The organism is Candidatus Brachybacter algidus, from assembly GCF_016707225.1.
Classification (GTDB): Bacteria; Bacteroidota; Bacteroidia; order Chitinophagales; family Saprospiraceae; genus Parvibacillus; species Parvibacillus algidus.
Genome location: NZ_JADJID010000005.1, coordinates 82583 through 106804 on the forward strand (window position 1 = coordinate 82583; position 24222 = coordinate 106804).

Consider the following 24222-nt stretch of genomic DNA (forward strand, 5'->3'; position numbering starts at 1 on the left):
CCAATTATAGTGCGCAGAAATCGTTCCTGATGATAGCAATTCGAGATTTGAATTGCTCGTTACTCTTGCTGATGGAAGTACAATCACAGCTTCGACAATCATTCCTACACTAGTCAGAATCGATAGCACCAAGGTGGAATATGCCAATCAGAATAAAACCAGAGCAACCATATTCATCTACCATCAAGATGACAGGAATACGTTAGACTTTTATCGAAGAATGATCCATGTATCATCCTTGGGATAGCGCTGCACAGCAGGACTATACTACTGATGATAAGATCAATGACACAGAATCGGTAGCATACGGTACCTTTTATGAAAGGGAGGATAAAAAAGTCTGTGGTTGGAGATACTTTAATATTCACATTAATCCATGTCACTAAAGAATACAACGACTTTTCATCAAGCAAAAGCAATGCCAACTCCGCCAATGGCAATCCTTTTGGCCAACCAGGTCAGATCAAATCAAATGTATCAGAATCAGTAAGCCAATTGGTATTTTTACAGGATTTAAGATTAGGAGGGATACGCTGTATATGCCGTGAGGGGGCTGGTGGCTGATGGCGGATGGCTTGCTAATGGCTGATGGCTAATGGCTTCGATGTGGATAATTTAGTCCTATTTTTCCAAAAGGTGGGTTTAATTGAAAATGGAAAATTGAAAATGAGGCGGAGAATGGGCGGTACTGTATAATCTAATTTTGGGCTTATGGCTGATGGCTGATGGCTGATGGCTTTGATCTGGAAAATTGATTAATTTGTTTCCAAAAGAGGGTTAATTGAAAATGGAAGGGGGGGAGGGGGGGGGGGGGGGGGGGGGGGAGGGGAAATAATCTTTTCAAAAGGGGGGAATTGAAAATTGAAAATGAGCGAAGAATGGGGCGGTGCTTTTGATCTAATTTGTGCTTAAAGATTAAGGAATAAAGTTAATGGCTATTGGCTTTGGCGGATGGCTGATGGCTTCGATGTGGAAAAATTGATAAATCTGATTACTCATTTTCCATTACCCATTAATCATTACTCATTACCGATTACCGATTACTGATCACTGACCACTAATTACTGACCACTAACCTCTGATCACCCATCACTTATCAAAATTGCTGATTATTAAGTCCGGAATTTGCATATTTGCAAGACACAAGAAAAGGACATGGACATCAAAGATAAATGGGTTTGGATCACGGGAGCTTCTTCAGGCATAGGAAGAGCACTAGCTATAGAATTTTCATATCATGGCTGCAATCTGGTGCTACTGAGCAGAAATATAGCGGAACTGGAGGTCACCGCCGGAAAATGCAACCCAAATATAAAGGCCATAATTCAATCTATAGACTTATCGGATCCTACCTCCATCACAGGCGCGGTGGCTCATCTCAGAGTTAAAAATACACCCCTGGATATTCTTGTCAATAATGGGGCATCAGCCAACGTTCAGCAGCAAAAAGGGGGAGGGCAAATAGCCGTCATCACAAGTCTGGTTGGCATCATTGGAAGCCCTAAAAGGACCTCTTATGCGGCAAGTAAACATGCATTACATGGATATTTTGACAGTCTTAGAGCGGAATTATTTAATGAAAAATTAAAGTAACCATCATCTGCCCTGGATTCATCAGGACAAATATTTCTCTTTCTGCTGTCACCGGTGATGGACAAGCGCAGAATAAAATGGATGAAAAAAACAGACAGTGGTATGGAGCCATCCAAACTTGCTAAAATAGCTGTCAAAGGTATTGCAAACCAAAAGAGGAAATATATATCGGCGGCAAGGAGATCCTTGCTATTTATTTAAAGCGATTTGTACCGGTATTTTTCAAGGATATTAAGAAATGCCAAGGTAACTTAAAAGTTATATTTTCGAAATTTTTGACTTGACATGTGAAGGAAAATCGGTATAAATCAATATTATATAGCAATAAATGTTGCTCAAAATTACCGATAGTCAGACGAGATTGACACTTAGTCCGAAACTCCGGCTTTTTATTTAAAACAAATCATATTTGTGTAGAACATTGATTTACAAATCAGTTGTTTGTTTTTAATTGGGCTCAATTGAAAATTGATTTCTACGGTAATAACTCAAAAAATTGACACACTTACTAATTAGTTTACCTTTTAATCTCTGGTCATCATTTGAAAAAATTGAACACACTTAAGCATCACTAAAACGGAATCACTTTGCTCAATTGCAATCACACTATGCAATTGAGCAGTTTTTTTATTCACCTTCCACTTTCATTCTTTTTAATGAATATTGAAATTACTGTTCAACATTTTAATATTTTGCTAACCATCCAATGGTTTTAAAGTATATTAGCATCAAGTAAATATCTTTCATTGAAAATATTAATTCAATTAATCATCGTCGTCATATTTTGTGCTGTAGCATTGGATTCCACAGGACAAACGCTGGTTTCAAAGGTTTTACTTGGAAAGAACAGGGATTGAATGACAGAGAAGCCAATCTGGTGGTCCGTGATTCTTTTGGATTCTTTTATGTGTCTACAGATGTCGGTATAATGCGATATGATGGCAGAGAATTTGTGTCCGTAAATACCAGCAATCTATTTAAATATAACATAGATCCTCCAGTTTAAAATCTCTATCTATAAGCCCCAACGGCAAAATTTTAGTCAGGTGTGAAGAAAATAAAGCATTGCTCTATATTGATCCGGGAAGCATTGTCTTATCAGCTATCGAGAGTAAGGTTCCAATGGAATACATCGTATCGGGAAATGAAATCTTTGGTGTTAGTAGAGAGAAAGATAGTTATGTAATTTATGTGGTGGATTGGAAGCAAAAGGTCGCATATAAAAAATTATATTCAATCAAGGAGAAACCTGAGAATGTATGCCGGGTTAACGGAGAATTTGTAATTCAAACAAAAAACGGCATATTACTAAAAGGGAAGAAAGGGATGACAATTATTCCCTGATAGTAAAGGGAGTATCATCAACAATCAAGGATCAATATTTTTAGCAACAGAGAAATCAATTGCTGTTTATAAAAATGGTGCTTTCAAAGATATATTTAAAATAAAGAAAGATGATTCAGATTGCCGTATCCTTAAAACTGATAAAAAGGGAAACTTGATAGCAGGATATGGCACATTCCCGCGATTTGTAGATAGTTTCTACATCGTTGATAAAGCTCTAAAATGTGTAACTTTCAAAACATTGTCAGAGGATGTCAAAATATCGAAAGATGTCTACACAGATGACGTGAACTTTATGTGGATGATGGCAGGACATCATGGATTGCTAGTCAAAGGTCTACTGCGGGATGGAGCAAGTTTTACAATCTTAGGCCTTATCTTAAGGATGAAACTTTTGGTTCTGTTATTTCGGGAATTGCAAGTGACGGTAAGGGTGGCGTACTTTTCACTCCAGAGAACCAAGATCTGATATACTTAGATACAAAATCAGGAAGAAAAAGTTTTGTTTTCAAAAGAAAACGGAGGACAGGGCTTTATTAATAATGGTAAAATATATTATGATGCTAAAAGTGGGTACTTTTTTGAATTTGCATATTCTGAAGGTCCTGAATGTTATTTGTTCAAAATTGATCCTAAAAAGAAGTTTTCGAAAACATACCATACCCTTTCTGATCAATGATTTTATTATTGATAAGAGAGGTGAAATACTGATTTGTGGTGAACAACCGGAGAATCAAAATGGAATTTTGGCAGCGTATGATTTAATAACAAAAAAAAGTAAAATACTACTAACAACAGCTACACGAATAAATACCGTTTATTATGATAATCACACCAATACCTATTTTTGTAGGAGCAATGGATGGCCTTATATATTGGATAATAATTTTAAACAAATATCAAAAGTTGATGCTCTCCAAACGGATGAAAAAAAATTCATTCAATATCCTAGAATCAATGTGATTAACAGATATAATGATAAAATCTTACTGGGTTCTTTAGGTGGCGGTCTGTATGTACTGGATGCTGAAACATACGAAGTGGAAGGACATTTGATGACAGGAGATGGATTATCTGACAATAAGGTAGTGGGAATAATAAAAGACCTAAAAGGTAATTGTTGGCTGCCTACTTTTAACGGTATCACGGTAATTAATGCTGATTATACAATAATTTCAGTCATTTATCAGCAGGATGGACTTCCTAATAAGGAAATGAATACCAAGGCATATACAATAGATGAAAATGGATTTTTATATTTTGGGACGGTAAATGGCATGGTAGTTATGAACCCGGAAAAAGTGCTACAATGGAAAAAATCACATGGTTTTTTTATTAATCAGGTTCAGGTTAAATATCCGAATAAAATAGAAGTATTAAAGGACTTTTCTTTTAAGAGTAATTTCATTAATATGGAAATTAATTATTTTAAACCGGATTATATTTATAATTTATTTGACAATTTTCCACCAAATATCATCAGCTCCGAAAAACTAACAATAACTACAAAACCAAATACAATCTTTGTATCTAAGGCAGAACCGGGAAGCTATTTAATGAATATTAATTTTCCAAATACGGATAGATTTGATAAATTCAATTTTGAAATTATTCGCGATTATACAAGAATTATTATAGCTGCTGCCTGTCTTTAATAATTTTTTTATTAGTTCAAATTATATCCTTACGTAAGAAAAACATAGGCGAAAAGAAAACGCAGTCAAGTCTAAAATCTCCATTCTTGAATTAGAAGCTTTGCAGTCGCAAATGAATCCACATTTTCTATTTAATGCGCTTGGCTCGATCCAGTATTATATTCAAACTGAAAACATTGATAAGGCAGATGATTACTTGTCAGATTTCGCACAACTGATGCCTGCATGATTCTTGAGTCATCGCATAATAAATTTATTCCTGCAAGTCATGAAATTAAATTATTAACTTTATATATCGGATTAGAGCAGATCAGATTTAATAATAAGTTTGATTTTGAAATTAATGTCGAAAGGGACGTAAATCCTGAATTCAACATTCCAACCTATGCTTACTCAGCCATTCATCGAAAACGCCATTAATCACGGATTGAATAATTTGGCAGAAAGAAAAGGGAAACTTGAATTAACAATTAAAATGTTGGAAAAGGATGTCCTTTCTCTTTATTATTAAAGACAATGGAATCGGCAGGATAAAGTCATCAACTCGGGTAAAAAGTCATAAATCACGTGGAACACAAATAGTGAAAGAAAGGGTAGATAACTGAATGAAACAAATTATTTTAATGTAAAAATTGAAACAAGTGACTTATCAGAGGGAGTACCAGATTCGGGTACACAAGTCGTCATTACATTTCATGATATGAATACTTTTCTAAATAGAAATAATGGAATTCAAAGCAGTAATAATTGATGATGAGGCCAATCTCAGAGAAGTAATTTCAATCAAGGTTGGTAAACTTGACAAGGATGTCAAGATAGTTGGGCAGGCATCCAATGCGGAAGATGGATTTAATCTGATCAAAGCAATTAACCCTGATATTGTATTTCTGGACATCACTATGCCCAATGAAAGTGGGCTCGAAATGATGAAAAGATTCGAAACGGTGGATTTTGAAGTGATATTCGTGACAGGTCATAGCGAGTATGGCATAGAAGCTTTAAAGATGGATGCAATTGATTATCTGTTAAAGCCAATCAAATCAAAAGACCTGTTGAATGCGATTCTTAAAGCAAAGTCGAAGATTGGAAATAAACACAAAATCCGTCAATATGAAGAAATGTTACAGCGAAGCGGAGGAAAGCATTGACCAGAATGTTAAAGTACCGATACCGGGGTTCTAATTACTATGATTATATCGAGATATATAACATCATTCGATGCGAAGGATGGCAGAAATATACAAGAATTCACTTAAAAAATAATACCTCTCTTTTAAGTTCTTATAACCTGGGTGTATTTAGAGAATTGTTATCTAAGTATGCATTTATAGATGTGCATAAATCGCATTTAATTAATAAAAAACATATATCTAAATATTTAAATGAAGAATTATTATCATGTCAGATAATTCGCAGGTACCATTATCTAGAAGGAGAAGAAATGAATTCATGAATGAGGTTAGTAAGATGTAGTTACCAACCCTAGTTTAAGTAGTTGATATAATAACCTAAAAGTATTGCTTTTGCTAAATTAGAAGTTAGAAATTAGAAATTAGAATGAAACTTCGATTGTTGTGTCCAGTAAATGCATCCAATTATTGTAATTGGAAAAAGTCTAAAATAATTAACATTATAAGCAATGACAAAACATTGTTGTTTCCCCTTTTGAGGGCCGCGACATTCATTTCTATTTAATAGTTATGTTTAATTTTGAATATCAATGATTCGAAAAGAAGAAACAAAAAGTCACAACTTCCCCTCTCGAGGCTTGCCCGCGACAAAAAGGCGGGGTGGCAAAAGGCCAGGTGGCAATAGATTAAATAATAACGTACTTTTAAAAACAATTTGCAAATTAAATTAGACTTATTCCAACTTCATCTCAAATTATTTCGTTTTAATTGTACAAACACAGAAATATGAGAAATTTACTATTTGTTATAATTACAATTTTATTGGTGTCATGCGACAGGAATGTCGATAACATCAAAACACCTTTGATCGTGAATAGCAAGTTGACAAGCGATTTGCAATCCGGCGCTATTGAATTATTTAAACAATCGGTTCTAACTGAGGATGCAGATAAAAATGTAATCATCTCCCCATTAAGCATACAATATGCGATAGGAATGGCTGCAAATGGCGCCTCTGGAGTGACTTTGGATGAACTCATGAAAGTACTTGGTGCGCCATCCGAACAACTCAAGGATGTAAATGCCAATCTAAAAGCGATCACTTCCAATATAATTGGAGAAAGTAAAATTATAAAATTGGAATATCTAATGGTGTATTCTTTGATGCATCAAAATTCCAAAATGAACGATAATTATAAGGGTGTTCTAACGGACGCTTACCAATCAAAATTGCAGCAACTTAATTTTAAAGAGGTGGACATAGCTTAAAGAAATAAATAGCTGGGTCTCAGAAAAGACCAATGGCAGAATACCTAAAGTCCTTGATAATATCCAGGATGATGAATTTATGTGTTTGATAAATGCGTTGTAATATGAAGGGCCACATGGGATCAACCATTCGATGATAGGGCAACATATGCTGCAGAATTTAAAGATTCGAAAAATGCAGTTCATCCAATGCAATTGATGAACCAAAGAGCGGATATTGCTTATTACAAATCTGATGCAGAGAAAACGATTGTCATGCCGATGGCTGGAGGCAAACTGGAAGCTGTTTTCATCTTACCTGAGCAGCTTGGAGTGATTGATTACATAAGTCAAAATGAGTACTGCAGGTGTTACTAAATGACAGAAAATGCAGTGAAAAGAGACTTGATGATCGGACTTCCCAAAATGGAATTATTGATGAAATATGACCTTAAAAAATATTCTTCAGGATATGAATATCAAAACAGCCTTCGGAGAACAAGCGACTTCACAAAGATGGGTACTGCCACCAACCAAATAATACTGACAAGAGCGTTTCATGATGTCTTTATGAAGATGGATGAATCCGGTATGGAGGGTGCTGCGGTCACCACTTATTGGAGTAGAGTAACCTCCCTTCCTGAATATGTTGGTTTTGACAGGCCATTCGTAATGTTAGTTTATGAAAAGCCACAGGAGCCTATTTATTCATGGGTAAAGTAGAAAAGCCGTAAATAATTTTGGAAAAGAACTCATATTATTTGGTCATGATGCACAGCATCATGGCCTTTTTTATATCTCCAGAAATTTAGGATTTGAATTTACTACTTCCTGATATACCATACAATTATGCGCATGGGCACCGGGTAAATATCCCTGCTCATCAAAAATTCATTGACAATCCACCTCCGGTAAATTTGAATGTTTTTTGAAAATCTTAACCCACTCTTCCTTTGTCAAAGGGTGATGTTGATCCAACCAGGCTTCGAATGAACCATGAGATTTTTGGATCTCCAGGATTGCTTTTGCGTTTTCAATTGCAGCATTTACCTTCAGGCGATTTCTAATGATGCCGGCATCACTCAAGAGTCGCGCTCTATCATCTTCGGTATAATTAGCTACCACGTTAATTGAAAAAATTGTCATATGCTGCTCTGAAAGTTGATTCTTTTTTTAGGATCGTCTCCCAACTTAGGCCCGCCTGATTAATTTCCAACACAAGCCGACAGAATAATTCATCATCATTGTGTATCGGAAATCCATATAATTTATCGTGATAGGCTTTGTGGAGTTTTTTTTTGTCTCCTGTCATGATGAGGATGGCGTTGCAATAGGACATATTTGGAATTGTAAATTATAAATGATAATTTTATAGTTAGGCGGGAAGTCAATTGAGTAACTTAATTAGATTGATTGTGAGAGATTATTGATAAAGTTTGTAAATATTTATAATAAAATTAAAGCAAGTAGGATTGACATGACTTATGCTATTTTTCACGTTTTCCATTGTGGAGTTTTCCTCTTTTCCCATAATTTTGAAAATTCAAACATATATTTTCGGGTCATTGTTTCAATTATTCTATCCGTTAGTACATCAAGTTTTGTTGAGGATTATTCGACAACTCCACAGATGATTGCCGTGGGTGAGCCTCCCAAAATACAAATAATATTCTGCCAGTTTCACGTCTAAATGGTAACCCTTTAAAATAAATGTAACCTCTAGCATTCACATCAAATTCTCCTTTCTTGTCAGGTTTTTCTTTGACAAATCCTTCTGCTTTAATAATGCCTAATTGGATCAATATCGTATTTATCGCCAAAATGTTTAAGTAGATCCAGAATATATTGAGGAGTAGGTTTTACTTTCATTCTTTTCACTATATTTATGAGTTGGATATAATTCTGTATATGCTATATAAAGAAAGTCTGAGATGCTATCCATCTTGCTTAGATCCGAATAATTGTTATCTGAAATATTTTTAATATTCTGATAATCATTTTCATTCAAAACAGCTTCAAAAGCCTTTTAAACCTAAGATTATAAGAAGTAGAATAGTTTTTTAATTCCCTTTCTTTTAATCCAACTGTTATATTCCTATTAAACTTATAAAAACGAGCATCAATATGACATAATGTAAATTGGTTTTCGCCTTGACAAAAAATAGATGTCTTTGCCAAAAATATAATTAAAAGCAAAAAAATAGTTTTTAATTTTCATAATAAATTCAGAAATTCAAAAGTGATAAAATTTGATATTGAGTGTCAAATCTACTGGAGTCGTTAATTTTGGTTTTATAATTTATTCTATATATCTAAATTTAATTTGCGTTTAATCATTAAGATTTGAGTTTCAATGTCTCTTAAAACAACAGAAGCATGCAAGAATTGGACCGTTTCCCCATCTCCTGGCCACCTCGAGAGGGAAGTTGCGACTTTTTCTTCTTCTTTTTAAAACATTGATATTTAGCATTATACACATAACGACAAAATAGAAGTGAATGATCTGCCCTACAAAGGAGGAATTCGCTCACCAAAATTATATGGCATAATTGATCATGAATATCTGCGTCATCTGCATTCCATATTTCTCGAGTTACCTCTTTGATATTGGAAGCCAAGCGCTATATATCAACTAACTTCTAATTTCTGACTTCTAATTTCTGATTTCTGACTTCTAACTTTCCTCCCTACGGAAATAACCTACCATATCTTCTCGGGAAGGGTATTGTCTCGCGCATGTGATCTAGACCACAAACCCATCTTACCACTCTTTCTAATCCTAAACCGAAACCGGCATGAGGAACAGAACCAAATCTGCGAAGATCGAGATACCACTCAAATGCTTCAAGGTAATTCGTGTTCAGCGATCTTTCTAAGTAAGACATTGATGTCTGTCTCTCTTTCTGAACCACCGATGATCTCCCCATATCCGTCCGGTGCGAGTAAGTCGACACCTTTTACCAAGATCAGGAATTGCCATCCACTTCTTTCATATAAAAGATTTGATCTTTGCGGGCCAGTTGTAGACCATCACAGGAGCATCAAATACTCTGGTCAATACCGTCTCATCACTGTTTCCAAAGTCCTCGTCATCACTGAAATTGCGGGCAGATTCGATCCAACCCGGATGTTTCTAGTTTTTCAGTAAGTATTTCTACTTCTTTGCGCAGCTGGATGATCTTTCCTTCGTTAAATTTACGTTCACCCTTGCTGGCTGTTTTTATCTTTTCTTCCCGCTCTGCGATTTCAGCCTGCACTACTGCAAGTTGCTCATGCGCATTCTTAAGGTCTTCTTCCTGAACTTTCAAGGCATTTTTGCCATTGACTTCCAGCTCACCACGAAGGATCTTAGCGGCATCATTATGAGTGACTCTTGGGAATGGTTGAAGTACATTTTTCAATCTGTCAACATCTCTTTCAAGAATGGCAAGTTCTTCCGGACATTTTTCGATGATCCTGCTTACGACACTTTTGATAAATGCTTCGATGACTTCCATGTTCATATCCAGATCAGCAAAAGCGATTTCCGGCTCTATCATCCAAAACTCAGAAAGGTGCCGTGGGTATCAGATTTTTCAGCACGGAAAGTCGGACCAAAAGTGTAGATTTTTCCCATAGCCATAGCCATAGCTTCACCATAAAGTTGGCCGGACTGAGACAAATATGCCGGTTGGCCAAAAAATCAGTTTCAAACAAAGTCGTCGTTCCTTCTACGGCACTACCGGTAAAGATTGGAGCGTCCATCTGGACATATCCATCTTTCTGAAAGAAATCATGTATTCCCATGATGATCTCGTTGCGAATGCGCATGATGGCCCATTGACGACGTGATCTCAGCCACAGGTGACGATTATTGGAAAGAAATGTAACTCCGTGTTCCTTGTTGGAAATAGGATATTCTAAGGCAATACTATACACGCCCATGTCAGTAACCTGGATCTCGTAACCACCTATTTGCTTTTCGTCTTTAATGACATTGCCTTCCACCCAGAAAGAGCTTTCCTGAGTTAGACTGGATGCCTCTTCAAATGCTTCTGCACTTACGCCATCCTGACTTACTACTGCCTGGCAATAGCCTGAACCATCGCGCATCAGAATAAAGAAAATACCTTTTCCTGAGCGGATATTTGATGCCCAACCTTTGAGTTGGACTTTCTTCCCTTCGTGTACACTGAGGTCTTTGATATATTGATGTGCCATGATAATAATGTTTGTTTGAGGGTGCAAAAGTAAAATATTTCTGTTACTAAGTGGAGGGCTTTGTCAAAATAATGAATTTAGCTAAAATAGAGTGTGTAGGAAGATGTTGAAGGTGAGGTGGGGTCGTTAAAATTAGAAAATTGAGAAATGAAATTAGAATGATTACCGTAAAACATTATTTAATTCAAATATCCATTGTTGATTAAACGGATTAAAGTAAATACGAAGGAAAAGTTTGTCTTTTCACCCTCGACCACTCTTTTGCCCAACCCCTAAAAAATTGATTTCACTGATTTAAAAATTAGAAGTTAGAAAATGAAATTAGAATGATTAGTAAACCATATTTAATTCAATCCTTGTTCTTTGCTTAATTGCTGTCGTAAAGCGCTCCGCGATTAAAGTAAGGGTCCTGTTAAATTAGAAGTTAGAAATAGAAATTAGAATGATTCTGAAATTTTCACATCGGGTAAGCTTGTCTTATGATCACTCATTTGTCTGAACACGGATTAAGGTTAGGTTTCTTAAAGTGTAGAATGATTCGGGTATGATAAAATGATGTTTTACGAAGAATAGTTTGGAGTTCGTGGTAATCATCAATCGGCGCTGCCATACTGACGACTGATCACTGACGACTCATTTCAATTTCGTTTCTCAATAATAGATGTCGAAGAATATCCCTCTTCAAAATTAATAATAATGACTCGTATCGGCCCCCTCGAAAAACCCCGGGCACTGTATCCGGAGTGTAATCGCCACCTTTGTAATGACATCCGGAATTAATGCATTTATCACATTAAAAGGAGTTTCTTCCTCAAAAGAAATGACAAGATCGACTGGTTCAAATCCGGCGATTAGTTCCATTCTATCAGCCAAAGTATTGATAGGGCGATTATCCCCTTTGAGTTTCTTCACAGATTCATCACTATTTAAAGCAATTATCAATTTATCACCTAGCGCTTTAGAAGCATTCAGGTATCGAAGATGACCCACGTGAAGTACATCAAAAACACCATTTGTAAAAACGACATTAAAACCTGATTGCTGCCATGTTTTCACCATAGATACAGCGTCTTCCAGGAATTGATCTTAGTCAATGACATTAGGATTGATTTGGACGTGACCGGGATGATAATTTTTATTGATAAGTGGAAGCAAAATTAGCGATAGGATACCAAATACAATGGTCGTGACGATCTGCACATTGAAAAACATAATATTGGCATAACTGAAGGCATCATCACCTTTGATGCCATAGATGGCAAGAGCGGCCATAGCCATAGCATGGTAAGTACCCACACCTCCAGGAGAAGGAATAATAATCCCAAAACTACCGAAGACAAATACGAGAAGTGCGGCCATAATGCCAAGATGTGCAGTGGGTCCAAAAGAGAAAAATGCGAAATAAGCCATCAGAAAGTAGAAGACCCATATCATCAGACTATAAAATATAAACAATATAGGATGCTTGATATCCTTGATAGTTTTTATTCCTGCGATAATACCTTTCAGAAAACTCTTGATTTTCAGATATAGTATTGATTGTGCTATTTTTGTTTGAACAGAATAAGTAGCAAAACAAATAGGCCAATTCCTACCAAAAAGGACTGAAAGATCCAACCTTTGGAAAATGCTACCATATCAAAGTCTCTCATATTGGCAGCGAGGTAATCGTGGATCTCCTGATATTGAAAGTAAAATGCCAGCATGATCACCAAAGACATGGTCGCAAGATCGAGTATTCTATCCAGTGCAATGGTTCCTAAAACATTATCCAGCTTTATTTTTTCATACTTCGCAAGGCTACCCCCTCTAACTACCTCTCCGGCACGGGATATTCCCAAATTGGCAAAATAACCAAGCATTATTGTCCAAAATGCATTGCTGAATTTGATCTTGTAACCAAGTGGAGCGCATATCATCTGCCATCTTAAGGACCTTACGACATTGCTTAGTTGGTAACTAATCAACACAGCTATCATCCACCATGGATTGGTAGAGCGGAAATCTGCAACCAGTTTTTTGAATAAGCTACAATCCTCAGGAGCTATACCATCTATGACACATTGGGCCTGAAAGGCTTTGCTTTGAGAACTAAACACCCAATAAAGGATTCCAGCTCCAATAGTCAGGAAAAGTAAAAACTTTAAAATATCACCAAGAAATTTGATTCGAGGACGGCTCACACTATTCTGTTATTTGCATCGGGAAATACCGTTGCCGGTTTAAATTGCTTAGCTTCTTCAGGAGTAAAAAAGTCCATAGGCGATAATAATAACTATATCTCCTACATGCACTTTACGGGCAGCAGCACCATTAAGGCATATAGTACCCGTTCCTCGCTCTCCTCTGATGACATAAGTCTCCAGCCTTTCGCCATTGTTATTATTCACTACCTGGACGCGTTCACCTTCGAATAAGTTGGCAGCCTCCATGAGATCTTCATCTATGGTAATACTACCTACATAGTTGAGGTTGGCTTCTGTGATTATAGCACGATGGATCTTTGACTTAAAAAGCTGAATGAGCATAGTGGCGCAAAGTTAAATTTATAATTTAAAAAACCGCATTAACGGAATGGATGTGATCCAAAGCTCGCAATGCGGTTATTTATTATGCGTTAATTACGGATAGGTCCGAATTGTATTTACATTTTCCTTTCAAGAAGTTTGAAGAATTGATCCAACTGAGGCATGATAATGATTCTGGTTCTTCTGTTAATAGATCTTCCTTCAGCAGTGTCATTGGTCGTCAATGGATTAAATTCACTCTTACCACCTGCAGTGATTCTCTTAGGATTGATCGCATACTTAGTTTGAAGTACTCTTGCTATAGATGTTGCTCTTAGTGCACTCAGATCCCAGTTGTCGCGGATACCTGCCTTAACGATCGGAACATTATCCGTATGTCCTTCGATAAGGATCTCAAGATCAGGTTGATTGTTTAATACCTGAGCTACTTTACCTAGAACATTACTTGCTGATTCTGAAATATCATAGCTTCCGCTTTTGAAGAGCATTTTATCAGAAAGAGAGATCATTACAATACCTTTTTCTACCTGGATCTGTACATCATCGTCCTGCATGTTTGCCATAGCACCTTTTAAATTCATGACCAATGTCATATTTAAAGAGTCCTTGCGCGCTGCTGCAGATTGGATAGTTTGGATATAATTATCTTTAGCACCGATATTATCAAGTGATTTTTTAATACTTTCAGCCTGGCTGCTAGTTACCACAGAAAGGTCTTTCAACTGACCAAGTACGGCAGTGTTATTTTCTCTCATGAAGGCGATCTGCTTGTTAAGTTCTTCGATCTCTTTATCAGAAACCCGACGTCTTTTATCAGCTTCATTATTAGCTGTTTCACAGTCAGTTAATTTAGATTCAAGGGCGACATACTGGTCACTCAATGACTTATACTGAGCCTCAGCGGCTTTAAGTTTTTTTCCGGTTTTACAGGAGGAGGTAGCTCCAATTACTGCGAATAATAAAATAAAATGAATAAATTTCATGCTTCTATGGTTTTATTTTAAAAAATGCAAATTAAAAATGAATTGTACATTAGTTAGTTAATTTTGGAGAACGAATATAGTCAATCAATTATATATAAATATCTGAAAAACCGTTCTTAATGGGGACAAAGGTATAAAAATTTAGATAAATTATAAAAAAGTATCTATTATACCATAAAGTTTAGGTAAAATTACTGAGTAAACGTGTAGATATGGATATTGTTTTAATAAACTTAATTTTTGCGTTTTAAATAAAGCTTAAGAGAATTGTTGTTACTTGAACTGAGGTAGAAGTGAGAAATCTGAAATCTGAAATTAGAAATTAGAAACCTGCCCGACAAAGCTCTAGGCGGCGGGTTAGAATGAAACTTCGATGATTAAGTCGAGCAAATAAAATCTATTAAATAAATATAAGAAATTAAATAATCATATATTTATAACGTTAATTATCAATATAATAAGCGCCATCAAACCCCAAACTCCAAACCCCAACCATCTAAAGTTTAATCATCAAATCAGGATCAACTGGTTCATTATTTTTCCACAATTCAAAATGAAGATGAGGACCGGTAGAGGCTTCTCCGGTATTTCCGATGGTGGCTATTTCCACAGCTTGTTCCACGAACTGACCTACATACACATTGAGTTTAGAATTGTGTTTGTAGGATGATAGAAAACCTTGAGGATGCATGATCCATACAGTATAACCATTTTCACGTGTATATCCGCTCGCCAATATATATCCTGAAGCTACTGAGAGAATTGGAGAGCCGGACTTGGCAGCAAGGTCTATACCGTAATGATATCTAGTTGGATCGAATTTTGAAGTAATTTCCCCTGATATGGGTTTGATGAAACTCATGGCAGGCAAAGGAACGTGATGTACCTTAATTTCTTTTTGCTTTTCAATTGGAATTTCCACTTTTTTAATAGTGGATTCTACTTGCTTTTCTTCTTTAATATCAGGAGTTGTGTTGACTCCCTTAGTAATTAAATTCTGTATTGCTTTAAACTTTTGTTCTCTTGCTTGGGACAAAGTCTCCAGACTGTCGATGCGAATGGCAAGATTTTTATAATCTTCTCCTACCAAAGACTTTGGTAAGGGCCCCAAGAACCTTATGAGGCTGGTTTGGGTAAATAAAATAACTGAAACAATGCATATAATAAGGGCGAATAAGGCAGTCATCCAAATGACTTTTAGAGGATTGTAATAAGCCGCAAACCTTTGTGTCATCGACTTTTCATCGATTATTACTACCTTATACTCCTTTGTAAGATTGTCTTTTAATTTCTGAAAATTAGTTTTTTGAGTCATGTGTTATTAATGCCTTGTTTCAAAAGCTAATTGAAGTACGATTTGCGATAAAGTCAGCGGTGAAATTACAAATTTAAATTGGAGTAGGTTTTTATTGTTGGGACACAAGAGCAGGGTATAGTTGTCATAGAGTTAGCATAATCTATTTTAAAATTAATATTGATGTAAGATGCTTTTTTGGGTGGAAGTCTTGAATTAATAAGATGTCCAGCATTATTTATATGGTAATTGATCTACTTTGAATATTCGTTAGAATCAAATGTTTTAAGCACTCTTAGTCCTACCTATATTGGTTAGCAGCCTTTGGATTTTGCCAATTTGTAAAAATATAATTGTACTTTTGTGCGAAATTTTGTTAAATACTCGTTCATACACTGTTGAATCGATTTTTACGTTATACATAAAGCATTTTTTACTTTGAAGGCAAATCAATCTAAATATTTTTATCTTCTTTTTTTAGCAGTCATCATGACCTCTTGCGCCTCTCCTAAAAAGAAAAAGGAAGATGTCGGTTTCATAGGTCGTGCCTACCAGAACATGACCGCATATTATAACGGCTATTTTAATGCTGACGAGATCATAGATGCTGCCATTCTTCAGATAGAAGCCAAGCATCCGGACAACTTCCAAAATCAGCTAGTCATTTATCCTTACCTCCTGGACGTGGACAGCAATACTGCCGCAGGTACGCTTAATGTGGCTATTGAAAAACTTAAAAAGGACATCTATCTGCATCAGGCAAGCCATTGGGTAGATGATAGTTATTTCCAAATGGGTAAGTCTCAGTTTCTCAAAAAGGACTTTGAAAAAGCGGAGAACTCATTCAAATACGTAGTTCAAAACTACAGTGCCGAAAAAATGGCCAAGGAGAAATTGAAGAAAATGTCCCCGAAGCAGAAGAAAAAAGCCGCTGCTAAGAAAAGGGAAGAAGACAAACAAAAAAGAATAGAGGAGAGAGCTGCTGAAAAAGCTGCCAGAAATGGGACTAATGCCAAGGCAACTCCAAAATCAACTTCACCGCAAGTCAGTGAGCCCAAATCAAATGATGAAAAATCAAGTGATGAGAAAATAGCACCTAAGAAATCCACTTCAAATAAAAAACTAACTCCCGCTCAAAAGAAAAAGGCTGCAAAGAAAAAAGCCGCTGATAAGAAAAAGGCAGCTGCTGCAAAGAAAAAAGCCAGTGCAAAGAAAAAAGTAGAAGATAAGAAAGCAAGTAAAGAGGACGACAGAAATGCTACTGCTATAGATAAAAGCTATGAAAAGGCTGTAGAAGACCAGAAAAAAAAGGACGAGGCAAAAGCAAAAGAGGCAAAGGAATCAGCATCCATCACGGGTGATGATGTAAGGATCAATTATGAACCTGAAGTAGTTAGTAAGCCTAAGAAATATATATTAAAACACAGACCGGTATTTCAGGAAGCACAGCTTTGGCTGGCTAAAACATATATCCAGCGCGGCAATCTGGAAGACGGAAGCAGAATACTCCGTAGCCTCAAATCTGATGCCGGTACATTCGATTTTGTAAGGCGAGAAGCCCTGCTTACTGAAGCAATGGTAGATATGGACCGTGGAAATGCTGTGGGAGCTATTCCAAAAATCACAGCCGCTCTTCCACTTGTAAAAGACAAAAAAAGAAAGGCTCGACTGACTTATATACTTGGACAGTTGTACACAAATGTTAAGAAATATGACATGGCATATGCTCAGTTTGAAGCTGTAGAAAAGCTGAAGCCAAGTTACGAAATGACCTTTAATGCAAGACTTAGTAAGTACAGTAACAGTCTTGCGATGGGTAATATCTCTAATGATGATCTTAATTCAAACCTTCGCAAGATGCTCAAGGATCTTAAGAATGAAGATTATAAGGATCAAATTTATTTCCTGATGGCGGATGTCAACCTTAAAAATAATGATATAGCTTCAGCTATAAAAAACCTTCAGGCCGGCATTCAAGCGAGTAAAAAAGGTGCTGTAGATAAGTCGGACAGTTATCTAAAGCTTGCAGATCTGTTCTACGGCAGAGATGAGTTTGATCTGGCGTATCATTATTATGACAGCACAGCAACAGCTTATCCCAATACAAAGCCAAGATACAATGAGGTGTTATTGAGAAGAGATAATTTGAAAGATATAGCTCTCAACATCGAAACAATCAATTATCAGGATAGCATCCTTCGCATCAGCTTAATGTCCCCTGAGCAACAGGAAGAACATGCCAGAAAGTTGATTAAGGCGGCAAAAGCTAAAGAAAAATTGAGTGGCCCCGGAACTGCTGCTTCTACATCCCAAGGATTTAATCCTAAATTTAACAATAACACTGCAGCGAGTAGTAGTTTTGGTGCACCGGCTAACATTAACAGGCAGATAGGTCCAAAGCCTACTACATTCTTTGCTTACAATGAAAAAACTGTGAAGGACGGTAAAAAGCTGTTCGAAAAATCTTGGGGTAAAAGGCCACTTGTGGATAATTGGCGTTACTCAGCATTGATTCAAAACTTTGTTGCAGATGAAGAAAAGGTAGAAGATGAAACGGTCAATACCTTTTTTATCTCGAAATCAGAGATCACAAAAGTATTGTCCGAAATTCCTAAAGATGTTGCATCGACCAGTAAAGTGGAAGCAGACATCATGGATGCCATGATAGCTTTGGGTGGTCTTTATCCTGATAAAATAGACAGAAGCGATAAGACGATAGAAATACTGGAAGAACTTTTAAGAAGATTTCCGAACAACAGACATGAGCCACAGGCGATGTATCAACTTTACTTTGCATATATGTCAAAAAATGATAAAACGAAAGCTGACTATTATGCAAATATTTTGAAAACCAAATATAGTGGGAATCCTTACTCCTTATATTTCTCTGACCCTGAATATATCAAGCGTCTGATGTCTAAAGACAATGAACTGCAGGACTATTACTCTGAAACCTTTAATACTATGGATTCAGGAAACTATGTCATCGCCTACGATATGGCTACGAAAAGTGACAGCATATTCGGTAAGAATAATCTGATGCGTCCTAAATTCGCTATGATCTCTGCTATGGCACTTGGTAATCTTCAGGGAAAAGAGGCTTATATCGCCGCATTAAAGGATCTTATCAACACATACCCGAATTCGGAGGAAGAGAAAAGAGCTAAAGAAATGATGAGACTACTTGGTACAGGTGCCAATGAAAGTGAAGCATTGTTAGTTGAAGCAGATAAAATATATAAGATCAACGATCAGGACCAGCATTTCGTCATGATCATCATGAAGCCAGAAGTCACCAGAGTGGAGGATGTCAAGATAGCTGTGTCAGACTACAATAACAAGTTTTTCAATAAGTCTGATCTCAAGATCGCGAATATCACCTTGAAGGATGGAAGTGCAGATCGACAGGTGCTGCTCGTTCGTTCTTTTGACAATAAGATCAAGGCGATGGAATATTATAATCAGGCCAGAAACAAGAAGAGTGATTTTATTTCTGCCAGATTCCCTTTTGACATTTATGCCATTTCTAATTCAAATTATCGAGAGTTGTTAAGGTTGAAGTCGCCGAGTCTTTATGATGTTTGGTTTACAAAGTACTATAGGAATATGTGATACAGAGGCTAGACACTAGACTCTAGCATCTGCCTCACAACCACCCTTCATCAGCAAAGCTCGTATATTTATTGCCAGCTACGATGATATGATCGAGTAGTCTGATATCTAGCAATTGAGCAGCTTCGCTGATTTTTTTGGTTAATAAACGGTCTTCTTCACTGGGACAAAGATTGCCGGAAGGATGATTGTGGGCTATGAGGATACCTGAAGCATTTTTGTTAAGTGCATATTTCATCAATACTTTAACATCTACCACCGTGCCATGCATGCCGCCTGCACTAAGTTTCCACTTGTCCATGACCTTATTGGCTCTATTGCAGATCACTACCCAGAATTCTTCTATGTTGAGATCCATGAGTTGAGCAGCTACAGTCCAGTAAGCATCCTTGGAGGACCGGATTGATTCTACTTCCTGATGGGTCTGAGAGATCTTACGTTTTCCGATTTCGATGGCAGCGATAATTTCAACAGCTTTGGCCGGACCTACCCCTTTGATAGCAGTCAAGTCATTGATGCTGCATCGTGCCAAATGGTTGAGACTGCCGCCGCAATGCTTCAGGATAGATTGAGCCAAACCAATAGCAGTCATTTCTCTGCTGCCTGTGCGCAGGATAATAGCAAGTAATTCAGCGTCGCTGAGGGAAGAAGGGCCGATGATCTGGAGTTTCTGGCGGGGTTGGTCTTCGCCATTCATTTCTTTAATGATGAGTGGTTTCATAATTTTTTAATTTGGGTTGAATGTAAAGATAAGTATTGTGAGGGAAATTTTGTAAAAAAATTTGACCGATGGCTATTGGCTAATGGCTTTTAGCGGATGGCTTTATAGTGGAAACGAGATGGATAACCTTCGTGAGAAAATTGAAAATCGTGTTTTTATACGAATTGGAAATATATAATTGACCAATAATTTGCCATATAATACCGAGCTTTACAATAACGGGCTGGGTTTCGTTTTTCGAATAAAGATTCCTCGCTTCGCTCGGAAGGACGCTAAGTCGATGGGATAGGGGTATAAAATGGGGCGGCGCAGCCGCCCCATTTTATACCCCCTCTAAACAAATGTTTTGTCATTCCGACTGAAGGGAGGAATCTGCCAAAATAATGGATAAGCCAACAAAGTTTGATCTTAATAAATTGCATAACTTATAGGAAATGGAATTATATAATTGGTCTTGTTTATATTTGCTTTTCGTATTTATAGAACTCTGGTGTTTACATGAATTTTAAAATGGCAACTGTAGGGACAGGTCGCGACCTGTCCCTACAGTTGCCATTTTAAAATTTCCGCACGGAATGCACTGTCAGTTTTGAAAGGTTCACTGAAATTTGCGTGCCGATTGAACCTAGGTTTCAATTAAATTTAATAGGAATACGGTAAGGACAGGTCGCGACCTGTCCCTACCGTATTCCTATTAAATTTCCACGCATATGGATACATAATGATGATCTATAACTATCTGATTACTTTCCAAAATTAGAAGTTGGAAATATGAAATTAGAATAATCACGTGTAAAATAAAATATTGTATTATGAAGAATAGTTTGAAGTTAAGGAGGATCATCCGTTGGTGCTATTTTTGCCCATAGCACATATTTGGTTTTGAGAAGTAAGCTGTTTACCTACTTTATTTGTTTCTTTGATTACTGATTACTGATTACTGATTACTGATTACTGATTACTGATTACTGATCATCTCACCAAATTCACACTTCCCTTCACCACGACCACCTTACCCGAAACGAGTTTGAGCTTGATCAAATAAACATAGGTATCTGGATTAGCTTCCTGACCACGAAATGTGCCATCCCACATTTTTTCCTCGTCATCAGCGCTGATATTCAAAGCTTCGAATACCAAGGCTCCCCATCGATTATAAATAGCAAGTCTCTCAATGTTCTGGATCGCTTCACTTCTAGTTGGGCCGAAATAATCATTGATACCATCGTAATTTGGGGAGAAAATATTTGGCACAAAATAATCATCACAATTTTTCAATGATACAGTTACCTCATCCTCTGATATACCGCATTGATTTACTACAGAAGCAGTGTAAGTGCCTTCATCTTCTACAATTATTGAGGGTCCGGTGTCGCCATTAGACCAGGTGATATCATCTACAGAGGCGACTGCGGTCAGGATGGCTTTGCTATTATTGCATATAATGGTATCCGCACTCACATTGATGACTGGCAATGGCAAGGATGATATTTCGATTTGATCATTTTTTTTGCAGTTGCCATCATCTACTATTACTGAATATATACCGGAAGTATTTACATTGATCGATTGGGTCTTTGCACCAGTACTCCAGGTATAATCTGCACCTGTTTGTTGCACTTTGAGTGTCAAATCCTGCCCTTCACACAAAGATGTATCGGCGCCAAGTTCGAGAGCTATGGTATTTGGTACAATAAATACCCTCATTGAATCAAATGTTGCATTGCCGCAGGCATCTAGTTTCTCAAGTAGGAAAGTTGTATTCTCTTTTACAAAAACAGTGGGTTTAGCTATAAATGGATTACTGAGTCCATTCGATGGAGTCCACTTGTAGGAGATAGCGCCAGCGCCACCATTCAAGGTGACGAGAGAACTATCACAGTAAGTTTCATCTTTCAACACATCAACCCAGGATGAGTTGTTTTTAAAACAAAAACTCTGTTTATTGCGTGCACTGCCGGTGGATGAAGTAAATCCCCAGAAAACTTCTTTTTTACCACCAAAAAATGGTCCTGAAATGGGTCCTACATAACCTAGTACTTTGGCACAATCGAAATAAACGGTAAACTCCTGAGTTGCTGCCTTCCAGGAAAACACAACATCATGATCATTCGTATCTTCTACATTGCCACCGGCACCTATGGAATTTGGTCCGGCAAGTGTGCTGGGACCATGAACAGGATTCCCACCTATTATAAGTGCCACATGATCTGCGGCCGGATCGTTATTTGGGTCATTCTGATAAGTATCGAATTCGACTACGAGTGATTCAGGTGTCCCTTCATAGCCTATTCCGCCTCCGTTTCCTGTGACTGGTATAAAAGTGTCTGTCATCATGATGAAAGCAATACCGTCCGCGCCACTGGTCGTAAAGTTTTGTCGACCAAAGTTCATAGTGACAGCGATTGTAAAATCCTTCTGAACATCCAATTTCTGCCGAGAAAGCACACTTCCCTGCTTAAATTGCTGATCTGGAGTTAGTTCAAAACATTGTGCTGAAGTCTGAGATGCATCACCAGATATTTTAAATTGAGCAGTGGCTGTAAAATGCAGCGTCAATAAAACAAGTATACTTAAAGACTTGAAAATATTAGGAACAAAACTATTGATAAGGCAAGACTTTATTTGTTACGAGAATTTCTTTTAAACGCTGGAAAGGTATTTTGAGTTTCAATATTTAAAGCTAGTTTACTATTATGAGTTTCATATATTTTAGAGAATCCTTAGAACTTAATCTAATAATATAAACACCATTAGCAATGTTTGATGGCACATCCACCATTATATTTGACTTGGTAGAATTAACGTTTACATCATTATCCAAAGAACTTATGAATTGACCATTGATATCCAATAGGTCAATATTTATTTGGACATCTGCTCTAGAAGAAAGTTGGATTGTGCATTGGCCTTTAGTAGGGTTTGGAAAAATAGAGGAGTTGACACTTAAAGATTTTACTTTATTATTAGTGGCCAGACCATCAAACCAATTGAGCACTGCTCTTACATTATCCTTCATCATGTCAAAATTCTTTGCAAGTGCAAGGTCAAATCCATAAGTCAGTACATGTCCTTTGGCAGGAGTAATATTAGAGCAGCCCGTAATCTCTGATTTCAGCGGATAATTATTCTCTCCATCCATCATGTAAACAGGCGTAGCGCTTGGTGTAAGCAAAAATCCATCTGCATACCAAAGATTGCCTACAGACCAGGTTAAATCATTGACACCTATTCCACTGGTTGGCATATAGGTTGCTTTAGGCATACCTAATTTTCCATCATCCGCGTATGACTGAGATTTATATTGACTGATTCCTAAGAAATCATATGGAAAGTCTCCTTCATTAAAGTCTACAACCGGAGTGCCATATTTGTCATACATAAAGTCATTACCTATGAGCCAGAATTTGGCTTTTGGATTATTTAAATAGTTCACCAATTCAGGGTTCAACGTCTTGTCTTTATTCCAAAGATGAAGGCCTACACCCCAACTGGAAGTGTGCCATATGACGACATCAAATGCCAACATTTCTTCCGCAAAAGGAGATTCGTTGAGCCCATTCGCATCATAATAATAATATTCTATGCCCAATGAATCTAACGTAGAAGCCAGATATTGACTGTTCATAAATTGATCGCCACTGTCATCTACAAAGAGAACACTTTTCTGTGCATCATTAAATAGTGGAAATGTTAATAATATGAACAGCGTATAAATATATTTCATGTAGTTCAAATTTATTATTTTATATGTAAAGTTACTTACAGTATAACACAAAGATAATTATACATAGCTATAAAATCATTAATTGAGAAAAGAGGTAAACTCAAAATATCATGGATAGGTATCAAAGTCTCAGAAACTTGCAAGTCTAAGTTAAAAGTCATCCCCGGAAACCACTATATTTTTTTTA

General features: G+C 36.8%; 23 protein-coding genes and 5 pseudogenes. 14 read left to right on the plus strand and 14 right to left on the minus strand.

Going from position 1 to position 24222, the window contains the following annotated elements; translation table 11 throughout:
• Positions 1-52: 52 nt before the first annotated feature.
• The 13 genes and pseudogenes from IPI15_RS14935 to IPI15_RS14980 all read left to right on the plus strand — a co-directional run.
• Positions 53-247: a DUF4249 domain-containing protein gene (locus IPI15_RS14935; protein WP_287421005.1), complete on the plus strand. Its 195-nt coding sequence runs from the start codon at positions 53-55 to the stop codon at positions 245-247.
• A 71-nt stretch (positions 248-318) separates the two neighbouring features.
• The gene (locus IPI15_RS14940) at positions 319-564 is read left to right on the plus strand and encodes a hypothetical protein (protein WP_287421007.1); all 246 of its coding nucleotides are present in this window, start codon (positions 319-321) and stop codon (positions 562-564) included.
• 591 nt (positions 565-1155) lie between these two features.
• Positions 1156-1593, plus strand: coding sequence for an SDR family NAD(P)-dependent oxidoreductase (locus IPI15_RS14945; protein ID WP_287421009.1), 438 nt, complete (start codon positions 1156-1158; stop codon positions 1591-1593).
• A gap of 853 nt (positions 1594-2446) precedes the next feature.
• On the plus strand, positions 2447-2599 hold the full coding sequence (locus IPI15_RS14950; protein ID WP_287421011.1) for a hypothetical protein: 153 nt from the start codon (positions 2447-2449) through the stop codon (positions 2597-2599).
• 59 nt (positions 2600-2658) lie between these two features.
• The gene (locus IPI15_RS14955) at positions 2659-2937 is read left to right on the plus strand and encodes a hypothetical protein (RefSeq protein ID WP_287421027.1); all 279 of its coding nucleotides are present in this window, start codon (positions 2659-2661) and stop codon (positions 2935-2937) included.
• 154 nt (positions 2938-3091) lie between these two features.
• Positions 3092-3406: a hypothetical protein gene (locus tag IPI15_RS14960; RefSeq protein WP_287421029.1), complete on the plus strand. Its 315-nt coding sequence runs from the start codon at positions 3092-3094 to the stop codon at positions 3404-3406.
• A gap of 73 nt (positions 3407-3479) precedes the next feature.
• Entirely contained in the window at positions 3480-4592 is a 1113-nt protein-coding gene (locus IPI15_RS14965) for a hypothetical protein (protein ID WP_287421031.1), read from the plus strand.
• A gap of 100 nt (positions 4593-4692) precedes the next feature.
• The gene (locus IPI15_RS19920) at positions 4693-4821 is read left to right on the plus strand and encodes a sensor histidine kinase (RefSeq protein ID WP_353845314.1); all 129 of its coding nucleotides are present in this window, start codon (positions 4693-4695) and stop codon (positions 4819-4821) included.
• Between the two features lie 496 nt (positions 4822-5317).
• On the plus strand, positions 5318-5740 hold the full coding sequence (locus IPI15_RS14970) for a LytR/AlgR family response regulator transcription factor (protein ID WP_287421033.1): 423 nt from the start codon (positions 5318-5320) through the stop codon (positions 5738-5740).
• A gap of 5 nt (positions 5741-5745) precedes the next feature.
• Positions 5746-6045 (plus strand): LytTR family transcriptional regulator DNA-binding domain-containing protein, encoded by a 300-nt coding sequence (locus tag IPI15_RS19925; RefSeq protein ID WP_353845315.1) that lies wholly within the window; start codon positions 5746-5748, stop codon positions 6043-6045.
• A 463-nt stretch (positions 6046-6508) separates the two neighbouring features.
• Positions 6509-6991, plus strand: a complete 483-nt coding sequence (locus IPI15_RS14975) for a serpin family protein (RefSeq protein ID WP_287421035.1) — start codon at positions 6509-6511, stop codon at positions 6989-6991.
• A 4-nt stretch (positions 6992-6995) separates the two neighbouring features.
• Complete coding sequence (locus IPI15_RS19930) at positions 6996-7094, plus strand: serpin family protein (RefSeq protein WP_353845319.1); 99 nt, start codon at positions 6996-6998, stop codon at positions 7092-7094.
• Positions 7095-7114: 20 nt separating this feature from the next.
• A pseudogene (locus tag IPI15_RS14980) lies at positions 7115-7693 on the plus strand (serpin family protein); the annotation flags it as partial.
• 69 nt (positions 7694-7762) lie between these two features.
• Here IPI15_RS14980 and IPI15_RS19935 read toward each other — a convergent pair.
• The 11 genes and pseudogenes from IPI15_RS19935 to IPI15_RS15040 all read right to left on the minus strand — a co-directional run bounded on the left by IPI15_RS19935 (position 7763) and on the right by IPI15_RS15040 (position 15996).
• Positions 7763-8309 (minus strand): annotated as a pseudogene (locus IPI15_RS19935) (DNA-3-methyladenine glycosylase I).
• A gap of 247 nt (positions 8310-8556) precedes the next feature.
• The gene (locus tag IPI15_RS14995) at positions 8557-8790 is read right to left on the minus strand and encodes a hypothetical protein (RefSeq protein WP_287421040.1); all 234 of its coding nucleotides are present in this window, start codon (positions 8788-8790) and stop codon (positions 8557-8559) included.
• An 867-nt stretch (positions 8791-9657) separates the two neighbouring features.
• Positions 9658-9855: an amino acid--tRNA ligase-related protein gene (locus IPI15_RS20170; protein ID WP_287421042.1), complete on the minus strand. Its 198-nt coding sequence runs from the start codon at positions 9853-9855 to the stop codon at positions 9658-9660.
• A 207-nt stretch (positions 9856-10062) separates the two neighbouring features.
• Positions 10063-10598 (minus strand): annotated as a pseudogene (locus IPI15_RS15005) (amino acid--tRNA ligase-related protein).
• A 113-nt stretch (positions 10599-10711) separates the two neighbouring features.
• Positions 10712-11170 (minus strand): annotated as a pseudogene (locus IPI15_RS15010) (OB-fold nucleic acid binding domain-containing protein); the annotation flags it as partial.
• Between the two features lie 687 nt (positions 11171-11857).
• The gene (locus IPI15_RS15015; protein ID WP_287421044.1) at positions 11858-12229 is read right to left on the minus strand and encodes an adenylyltransferase/cytidyltransferase family protein; all 372 of its coding nucleotides are present in this window, start codon (positions 12227-12229) and stop codon (positions 11858-11860) included.
• 27 nt (positions 12230-12256) lie between these two features.
• Positions 12257-12787 (minus strand): lysylphosphatidylglycerol synthase transmembrane domain-containing protein, encoded by a 531-nt coding sequence (locus IPI15_RS15020; protein WP_287421046.1) that lies wholly within the window; start codon positions 12785-12787, stop codon positions 12257-12259.
• Entirely contained in the window at positions 12715-13353 is a 639-nt protein-coding gene (locus tag IPI15_RS15025) for a lysylphosphatidylglycerol synthase transmembrane domain-containing protein (protein ID WP_287421048.1), read from the minus strand. Before IPI15_RS15025 ends, IPI15_RS15020 begins: the two co-directional genes overlap by 73 nt.
• Positions 13350-13698: pseudogene (panD, locus tag IPI15_RS15030) on the minus strand (aspartate 1-decarboxylase). Before panD ends, IPI15_RS15025 begins: the two are co-directional and overlap by 4 nt.
• Positions 13699-13814: 116 nt before the next feature.
• Entirely contained in the window at positions 13815-14681 is an 867-nt protein-coding gene (locus IPI15_RS15035; RefSeq protein WP_287405346.1) for an OmpA/MotB family protein, read from the minus strand.
• A gap of 496 nt (positions 14682-15177) precedes the next feature.
• Positions 15178-15996, minus strand: coding sequence for a M23 family metallopeptidase (locus tag IPI15_RS15040; protein WP_287405347.1), 819 nt, complete (start codon positions 15994-15996; stop codon positions 15178-15180).
• Positions 15997-16413: 417 nt separating this feature from the next.
• On the opposite strand from IPI15_RS15040, the gene porW reads away from it, so the two are divergent.
• A complete protein-coding gene (gene porW / locus IPI15_RS15045; protein ID WP_287421051.1) occupies positions 16414-19587 on the plus strand; it encodes a type IX secretion system periplasmic lipoprotein PorW/SprE in 3174 nt (1057 codons plus the stop codon).
• Between the two features lie 34 nt (positions 19588-19621).
• On the opposite strand, the gene radC is transcribed toward porW, so the two are convergent.
• The 3 genes from radC to IPI15_RS15060 form a co-directional block, all read right to left on the minus strand.
• A complete protein-coding gene (gene radC, locus IPI15_RS15050) occupies positions 19622-20308 on the minus strand; it encodes a RadC family protein (protein ID WP_287421053.1) in 687 nt (228 codons plus the stop codon).
• Between the two features lie 972 nt (positions 20309-21280).
• The gene (locus IPI15_RS15055; protein WP_287421055.1) at positions 21281-22867 is read right to left on the minus strand and encodes a lectin-like domain-containing protein; all 1587 of its coding nucleotides are present in this window, start codon (positions 22865-22867) and stop codon (positions 21281-21283) included.
• Positions 22868-22991: 124 nt separating this feature from the next.
• The gene (locus IPI15_RS15060) at positions 22992-24035 is read right to left on the minus strand and encodes a T9SS type A sorting domain-containing protein (RefSeq protein ID WP_287421057.1); all 1044 of its coding nucleotides are present in this window, start codon (positions 24033-24035) and stop codon (positions 22992-22994) included.
• Positions 24036-24222: the final 187 nt, after the last annotated feature.